17 protein-coding genes are annotated in these 18,149 nt (G+C 61.8%); 12 read left to right on the top strand and 5 right to left on the bottom strand.

Annotated elements, in window-relative coordinates; translation table 11 throughout:
* The 3 genes from BLS66_RS20725 to BLS66_RS20985 all read left to right on the top strand — a co-directional run.
* Positions 1–304: hypothetical protein (locus BLS66_RS20725; RefSeq protein ID WP_167357701.1), on the top strand; the 304-nt coding region annotated here is incomplete at its 5' end.
* Positions 305–373: 69 nt separating this feature from the next.
* Positions 374–1,627, top strand: coding sequence for a hypothetical protein (locus BLS66_RS06200; protein WP_074725420.1), 1,254 nt, complete (start codon positions 374–376; stop codon positions 1,625–1,627).
* Between the two features lie 21 nt (positions 1,628–1,648).
* Positions 1,649–1,780, top strand: coding sequence for a hypothetical protein (locus BLS66_RS20985; protein ID WP_258391616.1), 132 nt, complete (start codon positions 1,649–1,651; stop codon positions 1,778–1,780).
* Here BLS66_RS20985 and BLS66_RS06195 read toward each other — a convergent pair.
* Complete coding sequence (locus tag BLS66_RS06195; RefSeq protein WP_074725419.1) at positions 1,777–2,442, bottom strand: SOS response-associated peptidase; 666 nt, start codon at positions 2,440–2,442, stop codon at positions 1,777–1,779. The genes BLS66_RS20985 and BLS66_RS06195 overlap by 4 nt on opposite strands.
* A 601-nt stretch (positions 2,443–3,043) precedes the next feature.
* Here BLS66_RS06195 and BLS66_RS06185 point away from each other — a divergent pair.
* Positions 3,044–3,544, top strand: coding sequence for a hypothetical protein (locus BLS66_RS06185; protein WP_208596509.1), 501 nt, complete (start codon positions 3,044–3,046; stop codon positions 3,542–3,544).
* On the opposite strand, the gene BLS66_RS06180 is transcribed toward BLS66_RS06185, so the two are convergent.
* Complete coding sequence (locus BLS66_RS06180; protein ID WP_244152959.1) at positions 3,538–3,930, bottom strand: winged helix-turn-helix transcriptional regulator; 393 nt, start codon at positions 3,928–3,930, stop codon at positions 3,538–3,540. The genes BLS66_RS06185 and BLS66_RS06180 overlap by 7 nt on opposite strands.
* Positions 3,931–4,073: 143 nt before the next feature.
* Here BLS66_RS06180 and BLS66_RS06175 point away from each other — a divergent pair, with 143 nt between their 5' ends.
* From BLS66_RS06175 to BLS66_RS20480, 3 genes are all read left to right on the top strand, one after another.
* Positions 4,074–5,006, top strand: a complete 933-nt coding sequence (locus BLS66_RS06175) for an aromatic alcohol reductase (RefSeq protein WP_074725417.1) — start codon at positions 4,074–4,076, stop codon at positions 5,004–5,006.
* Between the two features lie 314 nt (positions 5,007–5,320).
* A complete protein-coding gene (locus tag BLS66_RS06165) occupies positions 5,321–5,764 on the top strand; it encodes a RidA family protein (RefSeq protein WP_074725415.1) in 444 nt (147 codons plus the stop codon).
* 1,229 nt (positions 5,765–6,993) lie between these two features.
* A complete protein-coding gene (locus BLS66_RS20480) occupies positions 6,994–7,461 on the top strand; it encodes a hypothetical protein (protein ID WP_143025130.1) in 468 nt (155 codons plus the stop codon).
* Positions 7,462–7,478: 17 nt separating this feature from the next.
* Here the strand turns inward: BLS66_RS20480 and BLS66_RS06160 are convergent, their stop codons facing one another.
* Positions 7,479–8,663 (bottom strand): tyrosine-type recombinase/integrase, encoded by a 1,185-nt coding sequence (locus BLS66_RS06160; protein ID WP_074725414.1) that lies wholly within the window; start codon positions 8,661–8,663, stop codon positions 7,479–7,481.
* Between the two features lie 567 nt (positions 8,664–9,230).
* On the opposite strand from BLS66_RS06160, the gene BLS66_RS06155 reads away from it, so the two are divergent.
* Positions 9,231–10,430: a hypothetical protein gene (locus BLS66_RS06155; RefSeq protein ID WP_074725413.1), complete on the top strand. Its 1,200-nt coding sequence runs from the start codon at positions 9,231–9,233 to the stop codon at positions 10,428–10,430.
* Positions 10,431–10,580: 150 nt separating this feature from the next.
* Here BLS66_RS06155 and BLS66_RS06150 read toward each other — a convergent pair whose 3' ends face one another.
* Together BLS66_RS06150 and acuI are read right to left on the bottom strand one after the other, a co-directional pair.
* Positions 10,581–13,334, bottom strand: a complete 2,754-nt coding sequence (locus BLS66_RS06150) for a UvrD-helicase domain-containing protein (protein WP_074725412.1) — start codon at positions 13,332–13,334, stop codon at positions 10,581–10,583.
* A 150-nt stretch (positions 13,335–13,484) separates the two neighbouring features.
* Positions 13,485–14,474: an acrylyl-CoA reductase (NADPH) gene (gene acuI, locus BLS66_RS06145; protein WP_074725411.1), complete on the bottom strand. Its 990-nt coding sequence runs from the start codon at positions 14,472–14,474 to the stop codon at positions 13,485–13,487.
* 101 nt (positions 14,475–14,575) lie between these two features.
* Between acuI and BLS66_RS06140 the strand changes: the two genes are divergently transcribed.
* From BLS66_RS06140 to BLS66_RS06125, 4 genes are all read left to right on the top strand, one after another.
* A complete protein-coding gene (locus tag BLS66_RS06140) occupies positions 14,576–14,923 on the top strand; it encodes a winged helix-turn-helix transcriptional regulator (protein WP_049471387.1) in 348 nt (115 codons plus the stop codon).
* A gap of 487 nt (positions 14,924–15,410) precedes the next feature.
* Positions 15,411–15,818, top strand: a complete 408-nt coding sequence (locus BLS66_RS06135; protein ID WP_065179543.1) for a hypothetical protein — start codon at positions 15,411–15,413, stop codon at positions 15,816–15,818.
* A gap of 76 nt (positions 15,819–15,894) precedes the next feature.
* Positions 15,895–16,758 (top strand): Smlt3025 familytype IV secretion system inhibitor, encoded by an 864-nt coding sequence (locus BLS66_RS06130; RefSeq protein WP_074725410.1) that lies wholly within the window; start codon positions 15,895–15,897, stop codon positions 16,756–16,758.
* A gap of 31 nt (positions 16,759–16,789) precedes the next feature.
* Positions 16,790–18,112: a Smlt3024 family type IV secretion system effector gene (locus BLS66_RS06125; protein WP_074725409.1), complete on the top strand. Its 1,323-nt coding sequence runs from the start codon at positions 16,790–16,792 to the stop codon at positions 18,110–18,112.
* Positions 18,113–18,149: the final 37 nt, after the last annotated feature.

Genomic DNA, 18,149 nt, shown 5'->3' with positions numbered 1-18,149 from the left:
CGCGGGCCAGAACACGGCGCGCGTGGAAATCTATCGGCGGGTCGGTGAGGGCGCTGAATCGCTGTGGCAGGTCCTGAACGTCAGCGGTTCGGTGATGATCCTCAATGAACAGGATGGCCCTGACAGCGCCACCTCCACCTGGGGTGGATCGTTCACCGTAAACGACACCAGCACCAGCGCGCAGACGATGACCTACCGCGCGGTGATCACCAGCTTCACGGAACAGGACGTTAGGCACGAGTCCGGCTCCTTCCAGCAGCAGTCCATCACGCAGAGCCTGTCGATCATCTCGGTCGAGAACTGAAACCGCACAAGGCACGGGCCGGCATATCCGGCCCGCTTTGCCGTGGGCGATCAACAGCAGAGAACACACATGCCGCAGAAACTCATCGATCAAACCACCATCCAGCCGGACGGCCGCCCAGGCGACGACGCGTTCACCGCGTTCGGGAAATGCAACGACAACTTCCAGGATGCCGAGCAGCGACTGTCGGATCTAGAAGGCGGCTCATCAAACATCGGCCAGGACGTGGCCGACCTCAAAGCCGGCCTGCAGCAGGAGATGCAGGCTCGTTCGCAGGGTGATCAAGCGCTCCAATCTGCCGTGAACGCGGCTGACGGAAAAGCGACTGACGCTGGTACGGCTGCGGCAAACGCACAGGCCACCGCCGACGCCGCCAACCTAGGTGCGAGTCGCGCCGCTGCGCGTTCGGGTGACACTTTCACTGGTCCGACTCGCGTAAACGCCAGTTTCAAGGTGCAGACTGTTGCGAATCAGAACATGCTGCGCTTCTTAAACAGCGGTGCAGGCACCACCGCGTTGCAATCTGTCACCAGCGATGAAGCATCGTTTGCTCCGTTGGAACTGCGTGGCACCAGCGTGACGATAACTGGCACCAACGCGTTCATTTCTGGCACGACCGTGCGATTGGACACGACGCAACTTTATGTCGTCGGCCCCGCTATCCCTGCTGGGCAGTATCAAGGTTACCTTTTGCAAAGCCTTGAAGGCAGGCCGGGTGCCAATGCTGACAAGTTTTCTACGCATTACTATCGATCCAACGGTTCCACTGGCACATCATGGTCAGACTTCACTTGGCGGTTGTTCCGTCAAGTTGACGCAACCGTACAGCAGTTCATGGAATACCAGCCCAACGGTGACATCTATTTCCAGTGCGGCACAGGTACGGGCGGCAACGTGCGATTCAGCAGCACCGGCGTGCTGACTGCTAGCGGCGGTGTCAGTGGTGGCGGTTCCGATCCGCGCATCAAAGACACCGCATCGTTGCGAACGATTGAAAACGCTACTGATGCGTTGTTGGGATTGAACACGCGCATCGGTCGATACCTTGAAGGTTTCGGCGATGGCGGGCTTGCTGATCGTGCGTTCGTAATGGCTGACGATGCCATGCGCCAGAACACGCCGGAAGTGATCCTTGAAAATGCTATTGATGGACAGTACGCAGCTTGGGCTACCGATCAGCTGATCGCGTATCTGGTGGCTGCACACCAAGAACGGCAAGCGCGCGAGGTCGCCACGGCTGAGCGGCTCAGCGCCCTTGAGAGTCGGCTCGCTGCACTGGAGACTGCTATGGCTAACGCCACACCTGCGAATCAGCCGGAGTAATGCCTTTCGGTGGACTAGCTGGTGCTGGCGCCGCCGGATGGCATCGAGATTTGGGAGCAGGTGCGCGCGCTGTTGCCGCAGCCGGAGACGTTCGCCTGGCCGGAGAAGGCGGAGCTGCCGCTGGAGACGGGAAGCCCTACCGTTGTGTTCTAAGCGACCTGCTGCAGCAGATCCTCTCGGTTGTTCCTCGGCGTGTTGACCGCCCGGCTGACCCGATACGCCTCCATCGCGGGTGGCTCGCTGGCCAGCAGCATCGCCATCGCATCGTCCGGCTTGGCTGCCATCCACTCATCGATCTGGCCGGCCTGTAGCCACACCGGTATGCGGTCGTGAATGTCGGCCGAGACGCCGCTACTGTCGCCGGTGATGATGGTGAAGGTGCCAAGGTTGCCTTCGGGCAGCAGGGGGCTGGTGTCCTCCCACAGGCCAGCGGCCAGCAGCGGCCCGGTGGCGTGGATGAACCAGGGATCCTTCTTCTCGTCGATCGGGCTCACCGACCACTCGTAGTAGCCCGCCATGGGGATGACGCAGCGGCGCTTCTTGAAGGCCGACCGGAATGCCGGCTTGGTGGCCACCGTCTCGATCCGGGCGTTGATGGTCGAGCCCTGCAGGCCCTTGGCCTTGGCCCAGAACGGAAGCAGGCCCCACGCCAGGCGGGTGACCTGCCGGCCTTCGCCCCGGTCCAGAATCACTGAGGCGCGCTGTGTCGGCGCGAGGTTGTAGCTGGGCTGGATCTCGGCCAGGCCGGGGGCAAGGTCAGCCAGCCCCGGCTGGCCGAAGTCGATCACTGGGAGCTGGACGAATCGGCCGCACATGGCCGGAGGTTAGCCCTGCCGACCATGGCCGGGGCGTGTAGGCCGAGGCCAAGATCAGGTGGGACCTAGATCATCAGGCGTCAACCCAGCGAGCGCCAAGATCCTATCCCTTCTCATCTGCTCACCCCAGAGGACCCATGCTTGGTCGACGGTCAAGGTTCCCGTCGTATTGCAGGCCGGGCAAGTTAGCTGCACGCCACCTTGGATATCTGAGAGACCACAGCCGCGGGACATACGCGATTCGTCCCCGCATGCGCCGCACTTAGCCTGAAGAGTCTCGACTTGCTCGATCGTCCCATTTAGGCGCAACAAAGGGCGGATCCGAAGGATCCGGAAAGCAGTCGGGGGTGTCATGTGTCGTGCCTGTGAGGGGCTAGACACGGGGGCGAAGGATTTCGCGCCTGAGAGGAGCCAGATGCGTCAACTATACAGCATGAATTGTTAAGAACTTCGTGCTGGACAAATCCTCTGGGCTGGACGCCTTGCTGGCAAGCAGGTCAACCCGGGGGTAGTTGCACGGCGCCAGCAGCAATCCCGAACGATTCAGGCAGGTCGCTGGCGCTTCGCAGGATCTGCGACTGCCAGCCGTATCCTTCCGGCCATGCGCTCTTCCAACGGCTTCCGCACCGCCCCGATCTCCTCTGGCTGGGTCCAGACCGGCGAGCGCTGGGCGCTTTGGTACAACGGCCGCGAGACGGCCAGCGTGACGCCCGACGGCGGTCCTGGGGTCCGGCTATGGATGGAAGGCCAGAAGATGTGGCAGGTGAAGGAAGTGCGCGCGGCCAGCGTCCGGCAGGCGAAGCGGTATGCCGAGCGCTGGTGTGCAGCCAGGCTCTATCCTGATCTGCCCCTGCGCCAGGCGGTTGCCCGGCTGACCGACAGCACCCCGACCCAGCCGCCGCCGCCCCTGCCAGGCCTGCCGCCGACCCGCGAGCAGCAGCAACAGGCTCGGCGCCTGGCCGAAGCCGGGGCTGTGGAACTGGCACGAATCAAGGAGGCGCTGGAGCCGCGCCGGCCGCTGAAGGAAACCAAGCCGAGGGCGAAGGACCCGATGAAGGCTTGGGTCAGGGCGGGACGAGGACAGGTGATTTCTCGCTATTGAGACTCGTTGTCTCGAGGCGATTCAGGTACAAGTGAGGCCTGGTTGCTGTCGTAAATCTCGCGGCAGTGCCGGAACTCCTCGGCGTGCTGCACGACCCAAGTCCACATGGGGATCATCAGAACTAGAAGGTCTTTGCCCAGCGGGGTGATGCTGTATTCAACGCGAGGGGGAACTTCTCGGAAATCGTGTCGATAGATCAAGCCATCCCTTTCCAGCTGGCGGAGGGTGCGTGTCAGCATGCGCTGGGTGATTCCCTTCATCCTCCGCGCAACATCGGCGTGACGCAGTGTTCCGTACACGCCCAAGGCATGAATGATGCCAAGCGACCAGCGGCTGCCACCGTGCGCAAGAACCTCACGCCTAAGGCCGTCGTCGTCCGCGCTCATGCCGTCGCATATCGATTGGGAATGCCGCAGGAGCTCATCAGAACTCATGAACGGTACGGTCGGTATCATCGGTGTGCCTTCTTACGTCGCGATGAGGAGGGGGGGCAGAATCGCCGCCATCGTACACACACATGGTGGTTTGAATGTCTACCCCGATCCAATCCCGCGCGATCCTGGTCTTGGGTGCCGGTGAGCTCGGAATGCCAGTTATTCGGAATCTCGCCCGTCTAGGAAAGGAGCACGGCGCAAGCATCAGCGTGATGCTCCGATCCGCTTCCATTGCTTCGGACTTGCCTGAGAAGCGCGTTGTGGTTGATGAAATCCGCTCGCTGGGTGTGGCCATTGTTTCTGGCGACCTGGTGGCTGCCACTGTGGACGAGTTGGCGGCCATTTTCTCCAAGTACGACACCGTGATTGGCTGCACGGGTTACGCGGCTGGCCGCGACACGCCGATGAAGGTTGCGCGTGCTGCAGTGAAGTCGGGTATCCCGAGGTACTTCCCTTGGCAGTTCGGTGTGGACTTCGACGCAATTGGGCGAGGTGGTCCGCAGGATCTGTTCGATGCCCAGCTCGATGTGCGCGACTATCTGCGTTCTCAGTCCGCCATGGACTGGGTCGTCATTTCCACCGGGATGTTCACGAGCTATCTTTTCGAGCCCGAATTTGGTGTCATCGATCTTAAGGGGAAGAGGGTGAATGCCTTGGGTTCGCCGACTAACGCTGTGACGCTCACCACACCGGATGACATTGGCGCAATGACCGCTCAGATCGTCTTCCATACACCCACGATTCGCAACGAGATCGTCTATCTTGCGGGTGACACGATTCGGTATGAAGCGCTGCCGGCCATGTTGGAAGAACACTTTGGTAGCCCCTTCGACTTCGCAGTGTGGGACGTTCCGCGATTGATGCGGGAGCTGGCAGACGACCCCTCGAATATGATCAAGAAGTACCGCGCTGCCTTCGCTCAGGGCAGGGGCGTATCTTGGGGAATGGAAAAGACCTTCAATGCCAAGACCGGAGCGAAGCTGGAAAGCGTCAGGGACTGGATGAGGGCCAACCTCACTACCTCGTAGGCGTTGCTGGCTTCTAAGAAGGGCACCGGGATCCGGTGCCTTCTCTTTTGGGCATGGCATGGGCGTGGCCTCGCAGCTGCAGCAGGCCCGGCGCCTGGCCGAGGCCGGGGCGAAGGAGCTGGAGCGGGTGAAGGAAGCGCTGGAACCACGCCGGCCGCCCAAGGAGATCAAGCCAAGGGCGAGGTATCCCATGAAGGCGTCGGTCAGGGCAGGTAGAGAGCAGCTGTCCAGCGCTCGAATCTGATCCCCCGTTCAGGGGAGGCGGTCGCCGCTGATTGCTTGCCACACTTGCCCTTTCACTAGAGAGAGCAACGATGAGCGCCAGCAATCGCAAGACCGCCAGCTTCGGAGTGCCGTGGGAGTCGGCCTACGGGTACGTACAGGCCGTCCGCGTCAACAACACGATCTTCGTGTCCGGTCAGCTCTCGCACACGCCACAGGGGGAGCTGGTCGCGCCGGCGGAGCTGGGGGCTGACGGCAAGCCCGCCAACTTCGACACCATGGAAGCCCAGATGAGGCGCACTTACGAGAACGCCCAGGTGCTGCTGGCAGAGCTGGGTGGGTCGCTTGCGGACGTGGTCGAGGAAACGCTGTTCGTCATCGATGTGCCGGCGGCCTTCGCCGCAAGTGGCAAGGTCCGGCCGGCCGTGTATGGCCAGCCGGTGCCGCAGGTGGCCAGCAACCTGATTGGAGTCTCGGCGCTGGCCTTCCCCGAGCAGTTGATTGAGATTGCCTTCCGGGCTGAAGTGCAAGGCTAAAGCAGGCGCCGGGCGGAGCATGCTCCCGCCCGGCTCGCCGTGGCCAAGCAGCGAACAGGACATCCATGAAGGCTTGGGTAAGGGCGGGGGGCGTCCGCGCTGGAACCATACCTTCTGACCCTTCTGCCTCCAGAAAACTCGGGCATCCGGCCTCGCCTCCCAATTGGTACGGGGCTCTCGCTCCAGAATTGAATTCAAAGCAAGTCTTTGATTCGGTTCTAGAGTCAGGCGGACTTCTAAGCCACCATTCAATAGAATGAGCTCCGCCCAGACGCGAAGGCTGGAGTGCGGCGAGCTCGGGCTCGATTTGACGGTCAGATCCTCCATCATCCGCATGGGTTGCCGATGCCTTTTGAGGCAGGCCCTAGCTCAGGGTCAGTGCGACCTTCTTGCCCGTCGTGGCATTCGTTGTGCTAGTCTCCCGCGCATGTCTAGGGGAGACTACTGACAGGACGCTGTACAGAGGCATGAAGCCCGATCCGACGGATCGTTCCAAGCCGCGATGCGGCAACAGCGCTAGCTCTCTTGGCGTAAGGGTCAAGCACGAGCCGGGACCGCCTGTCAGCGCATACGACATAGTCGCCGTGAATGGGGTGGTGACCCCAATGACTGGGGGTATGTCGGTCGTCTCTAATCATTTTGAGACACTTCCCGGACATCGACTCCCCCGTAAATTTGGTGGTGTAGTCGATGATCACGAGCTATTCATGCTGCAAGCCGCATCGTTGCCCGAGAGCTTGATCGCCCGCGCAGACAAGCCCCAAAGCCCTAATCACCGAGCGATAGAGCCAGCTCAAGTTTGCTTGCTAGATGATTATGTATCGGCATTGCATGCAACCAGGGAAACATGGACTCTGGTAGGAAAATAGAATGAACAATAGCGGATTAACTTGGTACTATTTGCGACTACTGGAGAGCTTCGCGTTGCTCGATGAAGGGCGCGAAGACGAGCGGGACGATGTCCTGCAAGATCTTGACCGCATATGGCTTGAGATGGACGAAGCCCACCAGGCTAGATCTAGAGCGCTGGCGGTCAAGGCAAAAGCTGATTATCAGTCCCTTGCCCGAGCCCTCGGAAATCCTTCAGGCAATATGCTCCCTTCATTCTGGGAGGCTCCAGCGCGGCCATCGTCCGAGACATGCTCCCGCGGATGGAATCGTCCCCGATCTGCCTTTAGATCAGGCGGGCAGAAGAGTGCTCCCAGTATCAGTGCGAAAATGGGGGATCGATGATTCACTATCTTGATGAAGGAGTCATCTTTAACCGCTCGGTTCACTCAACATTCGCAGATCGCATTGAGTTCACTGCGGATGGCAAGGTTAATGTATTCGGCGCCTATGATGGGGTAATGAATCTCACTTCAGCGGATGGACAGTTCTTTTTTCCTGGCATTGATATCCAAGTAATAGTTGACACTCCTGCCGATAATCCGTTTGAGGGTATTGCAGTTCTCGTCTTCTTCGATGAGGAACTTCTATACAACGATAAGATGTCTGATGAAGAGTTGGCTGAGTTGAAAGTGGATCCTCGCTTGGATGACGAACATAGGGGCATTAACCGTTACTGGGTTAGGTGGAATGGGCGAGTGCCATCGAGGCCCATAGCCGAAGATTCTGTAATCAGGGTAAGAGTGGCAGTGGAGGACGGAGTGATGGCGGGAGGAGCCTTCCACATTAATTTGGAGAAAACGAAGTAAGTTGCGTCTATTAAACTCTATCGGGTAAAGCCTTTCGGATAGCAGTAAGCGGCCCAGGCCTCCATCATCGCTCTGCGCTTAACCAGCATAGCGCCGCGTTTGTACGCGGCTTTTGCTTTGTCCCGGATCCTATGTGCCAAAGCGGCTTCAGAGAGATCATCGGGATACTCGGTGGTTTCGCTTGCCCAGTCTTTAAATGTTGACCTAAATCCATGAACAGTAACGTGGCCGAAGCCCATTCGCTTTAGGAGCGCCAGCATGGCGTTTTCACTTAGCGGCTCGTCACCGAGGTTGTTCGGAAATAGTAGCTGCCTCTGCATCCGAAGCCGTGCCAGTGCCAACGCCGGGGAGGAAAGAGGAATGGTGTGCTCAACCTTGGCCTTCATTCTCTTCGAGGGCACGGTCCAGGTCGCCTCAAGAAGATCGATTTCGCACGATTTGGCCCCCAGCGTCATTCCGGTTCTCGCAGCCGTGAGAATCGTAAATTCTAGGGCGCGCGCCGCCTCGCCATGACGAGATCGCAGTGCTGCCATAAAGGTTGGCAACTCCGCATACGGCAACGCCGCGAAGTTCTCGACTTTCGTCACTGAGGTGGGTTTTGGAAGGATCACCGCAAGATGGCCACGCCATCTAGCTGGATTATCGCCAGATCGCTTCTTCTGGACGGTGACCGAGTCCAGCACGGCCTCCACTCTCTGCCGGACCCTGTTGGCGGTCTCTGTCTTTGTTGCCCAGATTGGTCTCAGCACAGCCAGGACGTGATCCGTCTCGATACGATCGACCCGTAGATTTCCCAGTACGGGCTTGGCGTAGGTCTCCAGGGTGCTGGTCCATTGGCCGGCATGTTTCGGGTTGGACCAGCCGGCTTGTCGCTCTGCTATGTAAGTAACAGCCGCTTCCCAGAAGGTCGGGATGGACGACGAAGCCAAGGCGGCGGCGCGCCTCCCGGCAAGCGGATCTTGGCCGGCCTGGATCAACTTTCTCGCGGCATCAGCCGCCACCCGCGCATCGGCGAGGCCGATCACATGCAGCGGGCCCAGTCCCATTTCTGGGCGTCTCCCCTCAAAGCGATACCGAAACACCCAGCTCTTCGCCCCCGAAGCGGTAACCTGTAGGTACAGGCCGCCACCGTCCGCGTGGTAGCCCGGCTCCCTGACGGTGGCCACCCGTCTCGCTGTCAGGCGATTGATGTTCAAACCCATACCCTACCCATCCATGTACCCACCCACGTGACGCGGCTTCCCGCGAAGGCGTACGAACCAGTCCGGATGGTGAAACATAGTTGGCGCAAGGATTGAGACTGGTTCCACGGAGGCGTACGGAAGCTAGGGGACTCCCTAGAATCAGACACTCTCTCCGCCAATTTCAAAAAGCTCCTGGGGATAGGAGCTTTTTCGTTTCTGCGCAATCTGCTGCCGAACCCCGCCTTGCACCTCGGATTGCATTCACAGTGCCCGCGACCGATGCGAATGGAGTGTGGAAAGCGGCTGGCCGTGATCTCGCCGTATTGGGTGCACAAGCGGGCGACGCGCGTTTCAATCGCTCGCAGATCGAAGAAATTTCTCTGGCTGGCGCGTTCGAATGACCCGTTCGCCTGGCCGAAGAACGGGGGCTGCCGGCTGTCTCCCGGAATGTCGGCCGCGCTTGCGACGCTTGGGTCTGCATGCGGTGGTTCGAGCTGGGCGATCCGACTGACTACAACCAATGGCACGGGCACTGCCTGTTGGCGTTTCGTAGCGTGAAAGCGCTTTCGCCATTGGATCTATTGAATGAATGCATGGGTGCTGCGCACTGTTCTTCTTTGTTTTCCACTGCAAGCCATTGCTGGCAGTGGTACTGAAAAGCCCGATCCGTCACGAGTGATAATATTGGGCGTCGACCATGCAGCTCAATTGGTTTCATCCAATGACAGTCCGGCAATGCTGGCGGCCTTCTTGGATCGTGCGCAACCCGACGCGATCTGTATCGAGCGGTCTCCGGAGGCCTTTGCTCGGAACGACTACTACGAATTCACCTATGAAGTTCAGGATGTGATCGTGCCCTTCGCCCGCGCCAGGGGCGTGGATCTGTGCCCAATAGACTGGGCGCCTCCGTCAGAAGACGCCAAGCTTGGCTTTGGCACCGATCTGGAAGCAATTCCGCAGGTGCGACCTGATCAGGGTTTTCAGGGCTTCCTGTCATTCCCACACCCGGCACAGCTGAACAGAGATATTTTCCACGCGGATACCGAGGTGAACCTTGCCAAGGTTGCCCAGTGGGCTGTGACCCCCTCAAAGCGTGCAAAAGATGACCTGCCACGTCGCTTATACCTCTATCGAACCTACTTGCAGGCGAAGAGAGTGGCCGCAGCTGCGAAGGCGCGGCCTGGTGGCACCATCGTTGTAGTTGTCGGCGAGTTCCACAAGCGTGATATGGAAGCCGTTCTTTCTGACGATGACAGCATTCTTCTGGTACAACCCACTGCCATCGGTAGACCGAGCGATGCCCAACGGGCTGCGGCGAATCGCGATGCGTACCGGTATGCAATCGCCAGCTTCAATCTACTGGGCGTCCAGGCCGGCACCGGGAATATCAACTACGCGTTTGTTGATGAAGCGGTAGCAGCGCTGGCGCAGAGCACGCCAAGCGCCGAGGTTGATCTGTATCGCACCAGGCTGGATCTGCTCCGTAAACGCATAACCTCAGAGCAAGCCGTCGAGCGATACAGAACGATCGCAATTGCTGCTGGAGATGCGCGCTTCAGCTGGACAGGCGTGAGTGACAACCAGCGTGTCGATTCCTATTTCGACCCCTTCGGTAACCTGAGTGTGAGGCAAAGAGCACTTCTTGAAGCTGCTCGAGAGCTTGGCGGTAGCACGCGCATGGTTGAGGCCGAGGCGATCGGTGGCACGATTGCCAACGAGCTTGACCCAGCTAAGTCGCGCCAATTCCAAGCGTACTTTGAGCGTTACATCAGATCTGGACGCTAGAAGCGCGGATGCTCGAGAACGACAGCTGGAGGCGTCTTCCAAGACACCACAACTGCCAGAACAAATGAACGCATCGTGGTCTCCGTATGCTGACCAACGCCCCGATCCACTCAGGGCGTGAATTACTGGGCGGCGAGGAAACCTGCAGCCTCACCCACGCCGCCCACCCTTCGGCTTGTTATGGCACAACGGATAACTCGAGCACGACCGGAAGGCCCCGTGCGGCCCATTGCGGTCCACGAACACGCCCACCTTGCACACCGGGCAGCGCTCTTCGTGGATGGCCGCGCCTGAAATCGCGGTCACTTCCACTGCTCCGTCCTTCACCAGCTCATCCAGGAACGGCGAGTGCTTGCCCTGCAGGGTGAACATCGCGACCGACCGTCGCGCCCGCGTCAGCGCGACATAGAACAATCGCCGTTCTTCGCTCAGTGGATAGGTATCCCCATCCGGCATTGCCAGCGAAAGCACCGGGTCATCCGCACGCAGGCTCGGGAAGCTGCGGTTGATCATTCCCGGGAGGATCACGTAGTCCGCCTCGCGCCCCTTCGATCGATGTGCGGTCAGGAACTCGACGTCCATCGTGCTGCCAAAGGCCGTCTTCCAATCCGAAGGCACCGCACCGCGATCCGCGCGATACCGCCCCAGAACAAAGACCGTCACGCGCCCGTTGCGGCCCTGCGGCACCGCACCCGACAGCAGTTGCTGGTGCAGCGTCGCAAGGTACTGGCGAACGCCATCCTGCACCTCCTCACGCCGGTTCACCTGGAACGCCTGCAGCACCGGACCCATTGCCGGCGCAGCAGAACGGACCTTCTTGCCGATCTGCGCGGGGTTGCGGCTGATGAAGCGGCTGGAAACATCGCACAGTGCCTGCGGGCAGCGGAACGTCTGCTCCAGTTTCAGCACCTGGCCATGCCCCATCCACTCGCGGAATCCGGTCATCACCGAAACGTCGGCGCCAGCGAAGCGATTGATCGACTGCCAGTCATCGCCCACCGCAAACAGATGGCGGCCCGGTTGGCTGACCAGCGCACGGCAGAGGCGCGCACGGGCGCGCGAGGCATCCTGGAATTCGTCGGCCATCACCAGATCGTAGGGTGATTCATAGTGGCCCTGTTCCAGCAGCCCGGCGGCCATGTTGAGCATGTCTTCGAAATCGATGCTGCGCTCGTCAGCCAGTGCATCGTCCCAAGCCTGGAAAACCGGACCGGCGATCTCCAGGAAACGCCGGTAGCGTTCCTTGAACTGATCCTCAGGCATCTGCCGCAGGCGTGCGGCCATGTCATCCAGCGTCAGGCAGTTGCTCTTGGCATGCGCAATGAAGGTGCGCATCAGGCCAATCAGGTCTGCATCCGGCATCGGCTTGGTGCCCTGGTCAGGCAGCTCGCGGTCCGGGTTCGGGTCGAGTTCGACACCAGACGCACCCAGCCGCTCGGCAAGATGCTGCAGCGCATGTCCACTGCGCAGGCCAAACGAGGTCGTCTCGACGAGGGCAGTGCCGCGCGCCATATGCTGCTGGCGCTTCCAGTGCATCCCTTCGCTGTAATCGGCAAAGTGCGGCGGCGGCTGGCCATGGGCATCCAGCGCGAAGTGCTCGTGATACAGCCGGGCGTCCGGGTAGTAGAAGTCCGGACGATACTGGCGGTGAGTGTCTGTCGCGGTATCGAACTCGTAGCGGCGCTCGTAGTCATACGCCACGCCGTTGTAGAACAGCCAGTCGGCGATGACGCACTCTTCCAGGCTCTTCACCCGCTCGCCCTGCAGGGTACGCATGTAGGGCGCACCATCGCGGTCGTAGCCATCGGCCATCATGTCGGCACCCAACGGCGGCAGATCGCGTCCGAACACCAGGCGGAACATGTCCCACTGGGTGCGGAAGTGGGTCGAGCGGTCCTTCAGGTCGTCCACCAGTTCGGCCAGCTTGTTGAAGCCCAGCGTCGCGTCGATCGCCCATTCCGGGATATCAGGCTTGCGTCCCGTGGCTTTGGCGATGATGGCCAGGCCGAGGGCGTGGAAGGTCCGCGCCTCCACCACGGTGTCGCCCATGCCGAGCCGATCGAAGCATCGTCGCGCGCGCTCCTCCAGTTCGTTCGCGGCGTCCTTGTTGAAAGCGAGCATCACGATCCGTCCGGGCTCCACGAAGCCGCGATCGATGGCATAGGCGGCCTTGGCGACCATCGTAGAGGTCTTGCCAGAGCCGGCTGCGGCCACGACCTGTACCCGGTTGTCGAAGCAGATGACGGCGCGGGCCTGTTCCTCGGTCAGCGGCCTGCTCTCGACCCGGTTCAGGAAGGGCTTGGCCAGGCCCAGTTCGCGGGTCGCCATTGCCACATTGGCGTCCGCCCACAGGGCGGGCCAATCCAGCTGCCAGTCGTGCAGCGCGTCCAGTGCCATGCGGTGGCCGGGCGCGTGCAGGTCGTCGTGCACCTCCTCGTCGAGGAACAGCTGCTCCAGCTCGGCGGGCGGCAGGGGCAGGGCGGGGCGGTCGGCCAGCAACGCCTGCTGCTGTTCGTGGGTGATCCAGCGGCGTCCGGTGGTGCCTCGGTCGGTAAGCGCGTCTGCCTCGGCCAGCCACCCCTGGATCTGCGCCAGAACGCGCTCAAACAGTGCCTTGCGCCCCCGCCTGGAGCGCGCGAAAAGCACATGCTGCACGACAGCCGCAAGCCGGGAGCCCTGGCTGTTGGGCAGCCCATCCACGGACAGTGCTTCACCGCGCTCGGTCGTCAGTTCGACCCGGGACCAGAGCACGCCGCGAACGACCCGCACGCTGTGTTCGTTCGCCACATGCAGGTGGTAGTGCCTGCCGTCGATCAAAAGCGCGAGCTGTTCGCCATCCAGCCGCAACTGCCAGTCCGGCGAGCGGGTCACACGCTGGCCCCAGCCCGAGGGGCGCCATTCCATAGACATCCAGATACTGCCCTGCGTACGTCACCGGGCGTAAAGTGCCCTTGCCGCCCCATGATAAGGCGGCTTGGCATGGCGCGCTGGGTCTCCGGTCACTCGCGCACGCGCGCCAGCGAAGGCATTGCACCCCCGCCGGCGCGGCAGGCGTCAGGCGTTCACATCCACGACAACGCGGCCGCGCACCTTGCCGGGGATGATCTGCTCATAGACATCCAGCACCTCGGCGAGGCCGATCTGCTGCACGGTGCTTTCCAGCTTCTGCGGGTCCAGGTCGGTCGCGAGCCGATCCCAGGCGCGCTGGCGAACCTCTTGTGGGGCATTCACCGAATCCACGCCCGCGAGGGTCACATTGCGCAGGATGAAGGGCAGCACCGAGCCGTGCAGTGCATCGCTCTGGGCCAGGCCACAGGCGGCCACGGCACCCCGGTACTTCGTTTCGGCGATGGCATTGACCAGCGTTGGGCCGCCGGCCACATCCACCACGCCGGCCCATCGCTCGGCACTCACCGGCCGCTCGCGCGGCTCCGAAAGCTGCGCACGATCGATGATCTCGGCCGCACCCAGGTTGTGCAGATACTCGGCATGCTCCGGCCGCCCGGTGGCGGCCACCACGCGGTAACCCAGCTTCGACAGGATCGCCACCGCGATCGAGCCGACGCCACCGTTGGCACCGGTGACCAGCACATCGCCCTGTGCAGGCGTCACCCCGGCATGTTCCAGGGCCAGCACGCACAGCATCGCGGTGTAGCCAGCGGTGCCGATGGCCATTGCATCGCGGGTGCTCAGGTTGTCGGGAATCCGGTTGAGCCATTCGCCGCGCACCCGGGCGCGCTGGGCCAGGCCGCCGTGGTGGCCCATGCTCAGGTCCCAGCCATTGAGCACGACGCGGTCGCCTGGCTTGAAGTCGGCCCTGCTGGATTCCAGCACCACGCCTGCCAGATCGATGCCGGGAATGAGCGGGAACGTCCGGATGACCGGACTCTTGCCGGTGAGGGCAAGCGCATCCTTGTAGTTGAGCGTGGAGTACTCGACCTGTACCAGGACGTCGCCGTCCATCAGGTCGGCCTCGTCGAAATCGACCAGCTCGGTCGAGAGCTGGTTGTTCGTCTTGCGGGTCAGCAGTGCTTTGAACGTCATGGACGGCCTCACATTCATGGGATGGGGCCATGCTAGGCTCGCGCCTCTATCGCAACAAGAACGACGATTTTCCGTAGATACTATGGTTTTCCGGAGTATGCATGCGTAGCAAACGGTGGGACGGCAAAAGCGGTTGCGCGGTGGAAGTCACGCTGTCGGTGATCGGCGGCGTGTGGAAGCCGATCATTCTTTTTCACCTGATGACCGGCAAGCGGCGTTTCATGGAACTGACGCGGCGGGTGCCCAATGCCACCCAGTCCATGCTCACCAGCCAGCTGCGTGAACTGGAAGCCGATGGCGTGGTGATCCGCCACGTGTACCCGGAAGTGCCGCCGAAAGTGGAATACGAGCTGTCCGAGTTCGGCCGCACGCTGGCGCCGGTGCTGCTGGCGATGCGCGAGTGGGGCGAGACCTACCGCGGCTATCAGAGCACCCAAGGCGATAGCTGAAGGCTGCGCGGCGTTGCGCTTGCCGCATGTGGGTTTCGCGAATGCTCACCGCTACCGGCGGGTCTTTGGCACCGGGAGCGCGCGTGTCGCTTACGGCTGGCCAGGGTATCCGGAAAGTGCGCGTCGACCGGAGTCGTCGGTTGGCGAAGAACGCCAGTCAATGGACAACTCGACATCCACTGACGCAACCAACGTAGCAACGTGATCGATCCGGATTTTCCTGCTTTCCACCGTCGGTTCAGGGCGGTAACCATGGCCGCGCCAAGGCATTCGCCGCGGCCGGGATTGGCGTCCTGAACTTACGAGATACGCGGCGTCGGGCTTGCAAGCGAACCTGCATCTCCGACAATGCACCGCCTGCCAGTTCATGGTGGACGGTGCGTGGGGATCTAGCGATCCGCCGGCTTTCGTATCTCGTATCCGGCACGCCAACCCGCACCGTCCGCCACCTTGCATCTGCAGGTGGCCACATCGTGAGGTTGCCGTCATGCCCGAACGTCTTCCCGACCATCCCCGCCTGCATGCGCTGCTGGGCGCCGCCGTGCGCGATCTTCCCGCTGCGTTGGCCGAAACGCTGGAGGACGCGCTCCGCGAGTCCGCCGAGTTCGTCACGCCATCGGCTTTCTTTGCACACCTGGCAGGCCACGGCAGGAACCTGCGCGCTGATGGCGAGGCCTGGAGTGAAATGTGCCTGAGCCCCGGCCGCGCCTTCGACATGGCCTTGGCGACCCGCAGCATTTCGGGCATCACGGCGTTGACGGCGGTACTGCACGCTGCGCATGTGGCGCGGGAGAGCGACGATCCCGCCTGCTGTCCCTCCGCAGCCGTGGTCGAGGGCCTGTTCAACGCCTGCCAGGTGCTGTCACTTCAGGTGGAGCGCTGCCTGGTTCCATGAAGGGCTGCGATGCGGTTCCTGTTCCGTTGACGCTCGCTTCCTTATAGTGGCACTGGAACCCTGCAATGGAATGCCCATGCACGTGATGTCCCCCGGCCGTTGCCTGACGCTTGCACTTGCCGTCGCGGTGAGTGCCGGCGCGTGTGCGCGGCCGCCGTCCACCGAACACGAAAGGAATCCCGCCATGTCCGGCGCCCCACAGACCGGCCGCACGATCAACGGCCACACCTATACCGATGCGCCCGTGGACGTGAAGCTCGGGCCGAACACTTTCCGCATTCCGGCCAACTACCTGGACAGCCAGATCGCACCGTGGCCGGGCGAGGGCGTGACGCTGGTCATCGAGTGGCCGGATATGACGCCGACGGCGCCGGGTGCGCGGGCGAATCCGCGTACGAATGATTTCCGGAAGGAGATTCCCATCCGGATCAACTACGTTGATCGCGTTCCCGTTGAATCACTGCTTTCAAGGCTGTCGTCAAATGAAGCCATCACGGAGGAGGGCTCTGTGGAAAGGGAGGATCCCAGGGACCGTCTCGATCAACGCGTTGCACAGCCGGAGACCTTGGGCCTGACGCCCTATGCAATCGATGAAGCGAAGATGGTGGTGTACGCGAAGAAGTATGAGGCGCGTTACGGAAAGCCGCCTGTGCGCAATCCCGCCTACGAAAGAGACTGGTACATCGCACGCCAGGGCGACGGCCGGATCAGTTCATTCATCAAATGTGACGGCGAGGAATTCCGACGCGACGGCGTGCGGCTGGAGGGGCGCGAGGTGATCAGTGAGCCAGGGGAAGTGGCCGCGGGCTGCGTTCATTACTTCGTGGACATCGACAACAAGCTATCCGTCAGCCTGGACTACAAGAGAGCGTTTCTGAAGGACTGGAAGCGCATGGAAGAGGCCGTCAGGGACGTCATCGCGCGCACCCGGTCCAAGTGATCGGTGATTCAAGGAAGAAGAGGGGCAGGGTATGAGTGGATTGACCGAACGCGATTTGAGCGTCCTTGGCAGCTATGCCAGAGACGGCAACCGCGAGCTTTACTGGAACTACCTGTCGCAACTGCCGGAAGCCGATGGATACGGGACACTGGCACTGGGTGTTGTACGCAATGACAGCCTGCCGGGACGCGTCGCGAACGCGTATGCACAAAGCTACGCAAAGACCCAGCAGGACGAGGGATCCCGGTTTTCAAATGCACAGTTGACGGAGCGGCAATGGGAGTCCTTTGGGCGGACCCTGCTCGAAAGAGATCTTGAGTTGCGGCAGCAGTGGATGAACGAGCGCCGTCCAGACCTGGCACTGAATCTCCCCGGCAAGGACGTGATGCTGGCTCACGACCGCGCATTTGAACGGCATGAACTCGATCCCAACTGCTGGACGCCGCGCGTGTTGCTGCAGGCAGCTGAGCAGAAGAGCGGCCCCGAGAAGCTGGAGCAGATCTGGACCAACATGCTCAACAACGACTATGCCGGAGGCCCGCGCGTAGGCAACACCAGCGTCGATGCCATCAGCCAGATGGGATGGGCGAAGGGCGGCCAGTACCTCACCCGGTTGAGCGTGCTGGAAGCCACCCAGGCCCTGGAGGGCCGCTCAGCAGTCGATCCGAACGTCATTGGTGGCAGCAGCTACTACGCGATGTACTTCGAAGCGGACAGGAAGTGGGCCAGTGTCAGCGCGGGTGGTGGCCACATGTCGATGCGTGAGATCACCGATCCGGCCCGCATCGCCGAGCTCAACGACGCGCGCGAGGTTCGTCTGGAGCGCCAGGAAAAACGCACCCAGTTCCACCCGGACGACCCGTACCGGACCATCACCCGCAGCCCGCTGACCGCAGCCGTGGACGACGTGCCGGATCCCTCGCAGGCACCGACCCGCCTGGCCGGCATTGGTCCGGGCCACCGCGACTACGCACTGATGCAGCAGGTGCGCGAAGGCGTGGCCGCGATCGATGCCCGCGCCGGGCGTACCCACGATGAGAACAGCGAGCGCTTGGTGGCGAGCGTGATGGCATTGGCCCGTCGCAACCAGCTTGAACGTGCCGACCATGTGCTGCTGAGCACGCAGACCGCCGAGCATCCGGCCGGCCGCAACGTGTTCGTGGTGCAGGGCGAGATGAGCGATCCCGCGCATCTGCGAGCGGTCATGCCTACGGACACGGCAGTGCAGACGCCGGTCGAACACTCGCTTCAGCAGATCGAGGCCGCCAGCCTGGAGCGACAGCAGGCGGCCATGCAGCGCCAGCAGGACAACGACGTCCACGCGCGTGACAACCCTGCGATGCGGATGGGCTGAGGTTACGCAGCAGAGCCGAGCGGGCGCGCCGGCTCTG

Origin of the sequence: Stenotrophomonas pavanii, from assembly GCF_900101175.1 — a bacterium.
Lineage (GTDB): Bacteria > Pseudomonadota > Gammaproteobacteria > Xanthomonadales > Xanthomonadaceae > Stenotrophomonas > Stenotrophomonas pavanii.
The sequence above is the reverse complement of the archived record's forward strand: the minus strand, read 5'-3'. Positions and strand labels throughout refer to the sequence as shown.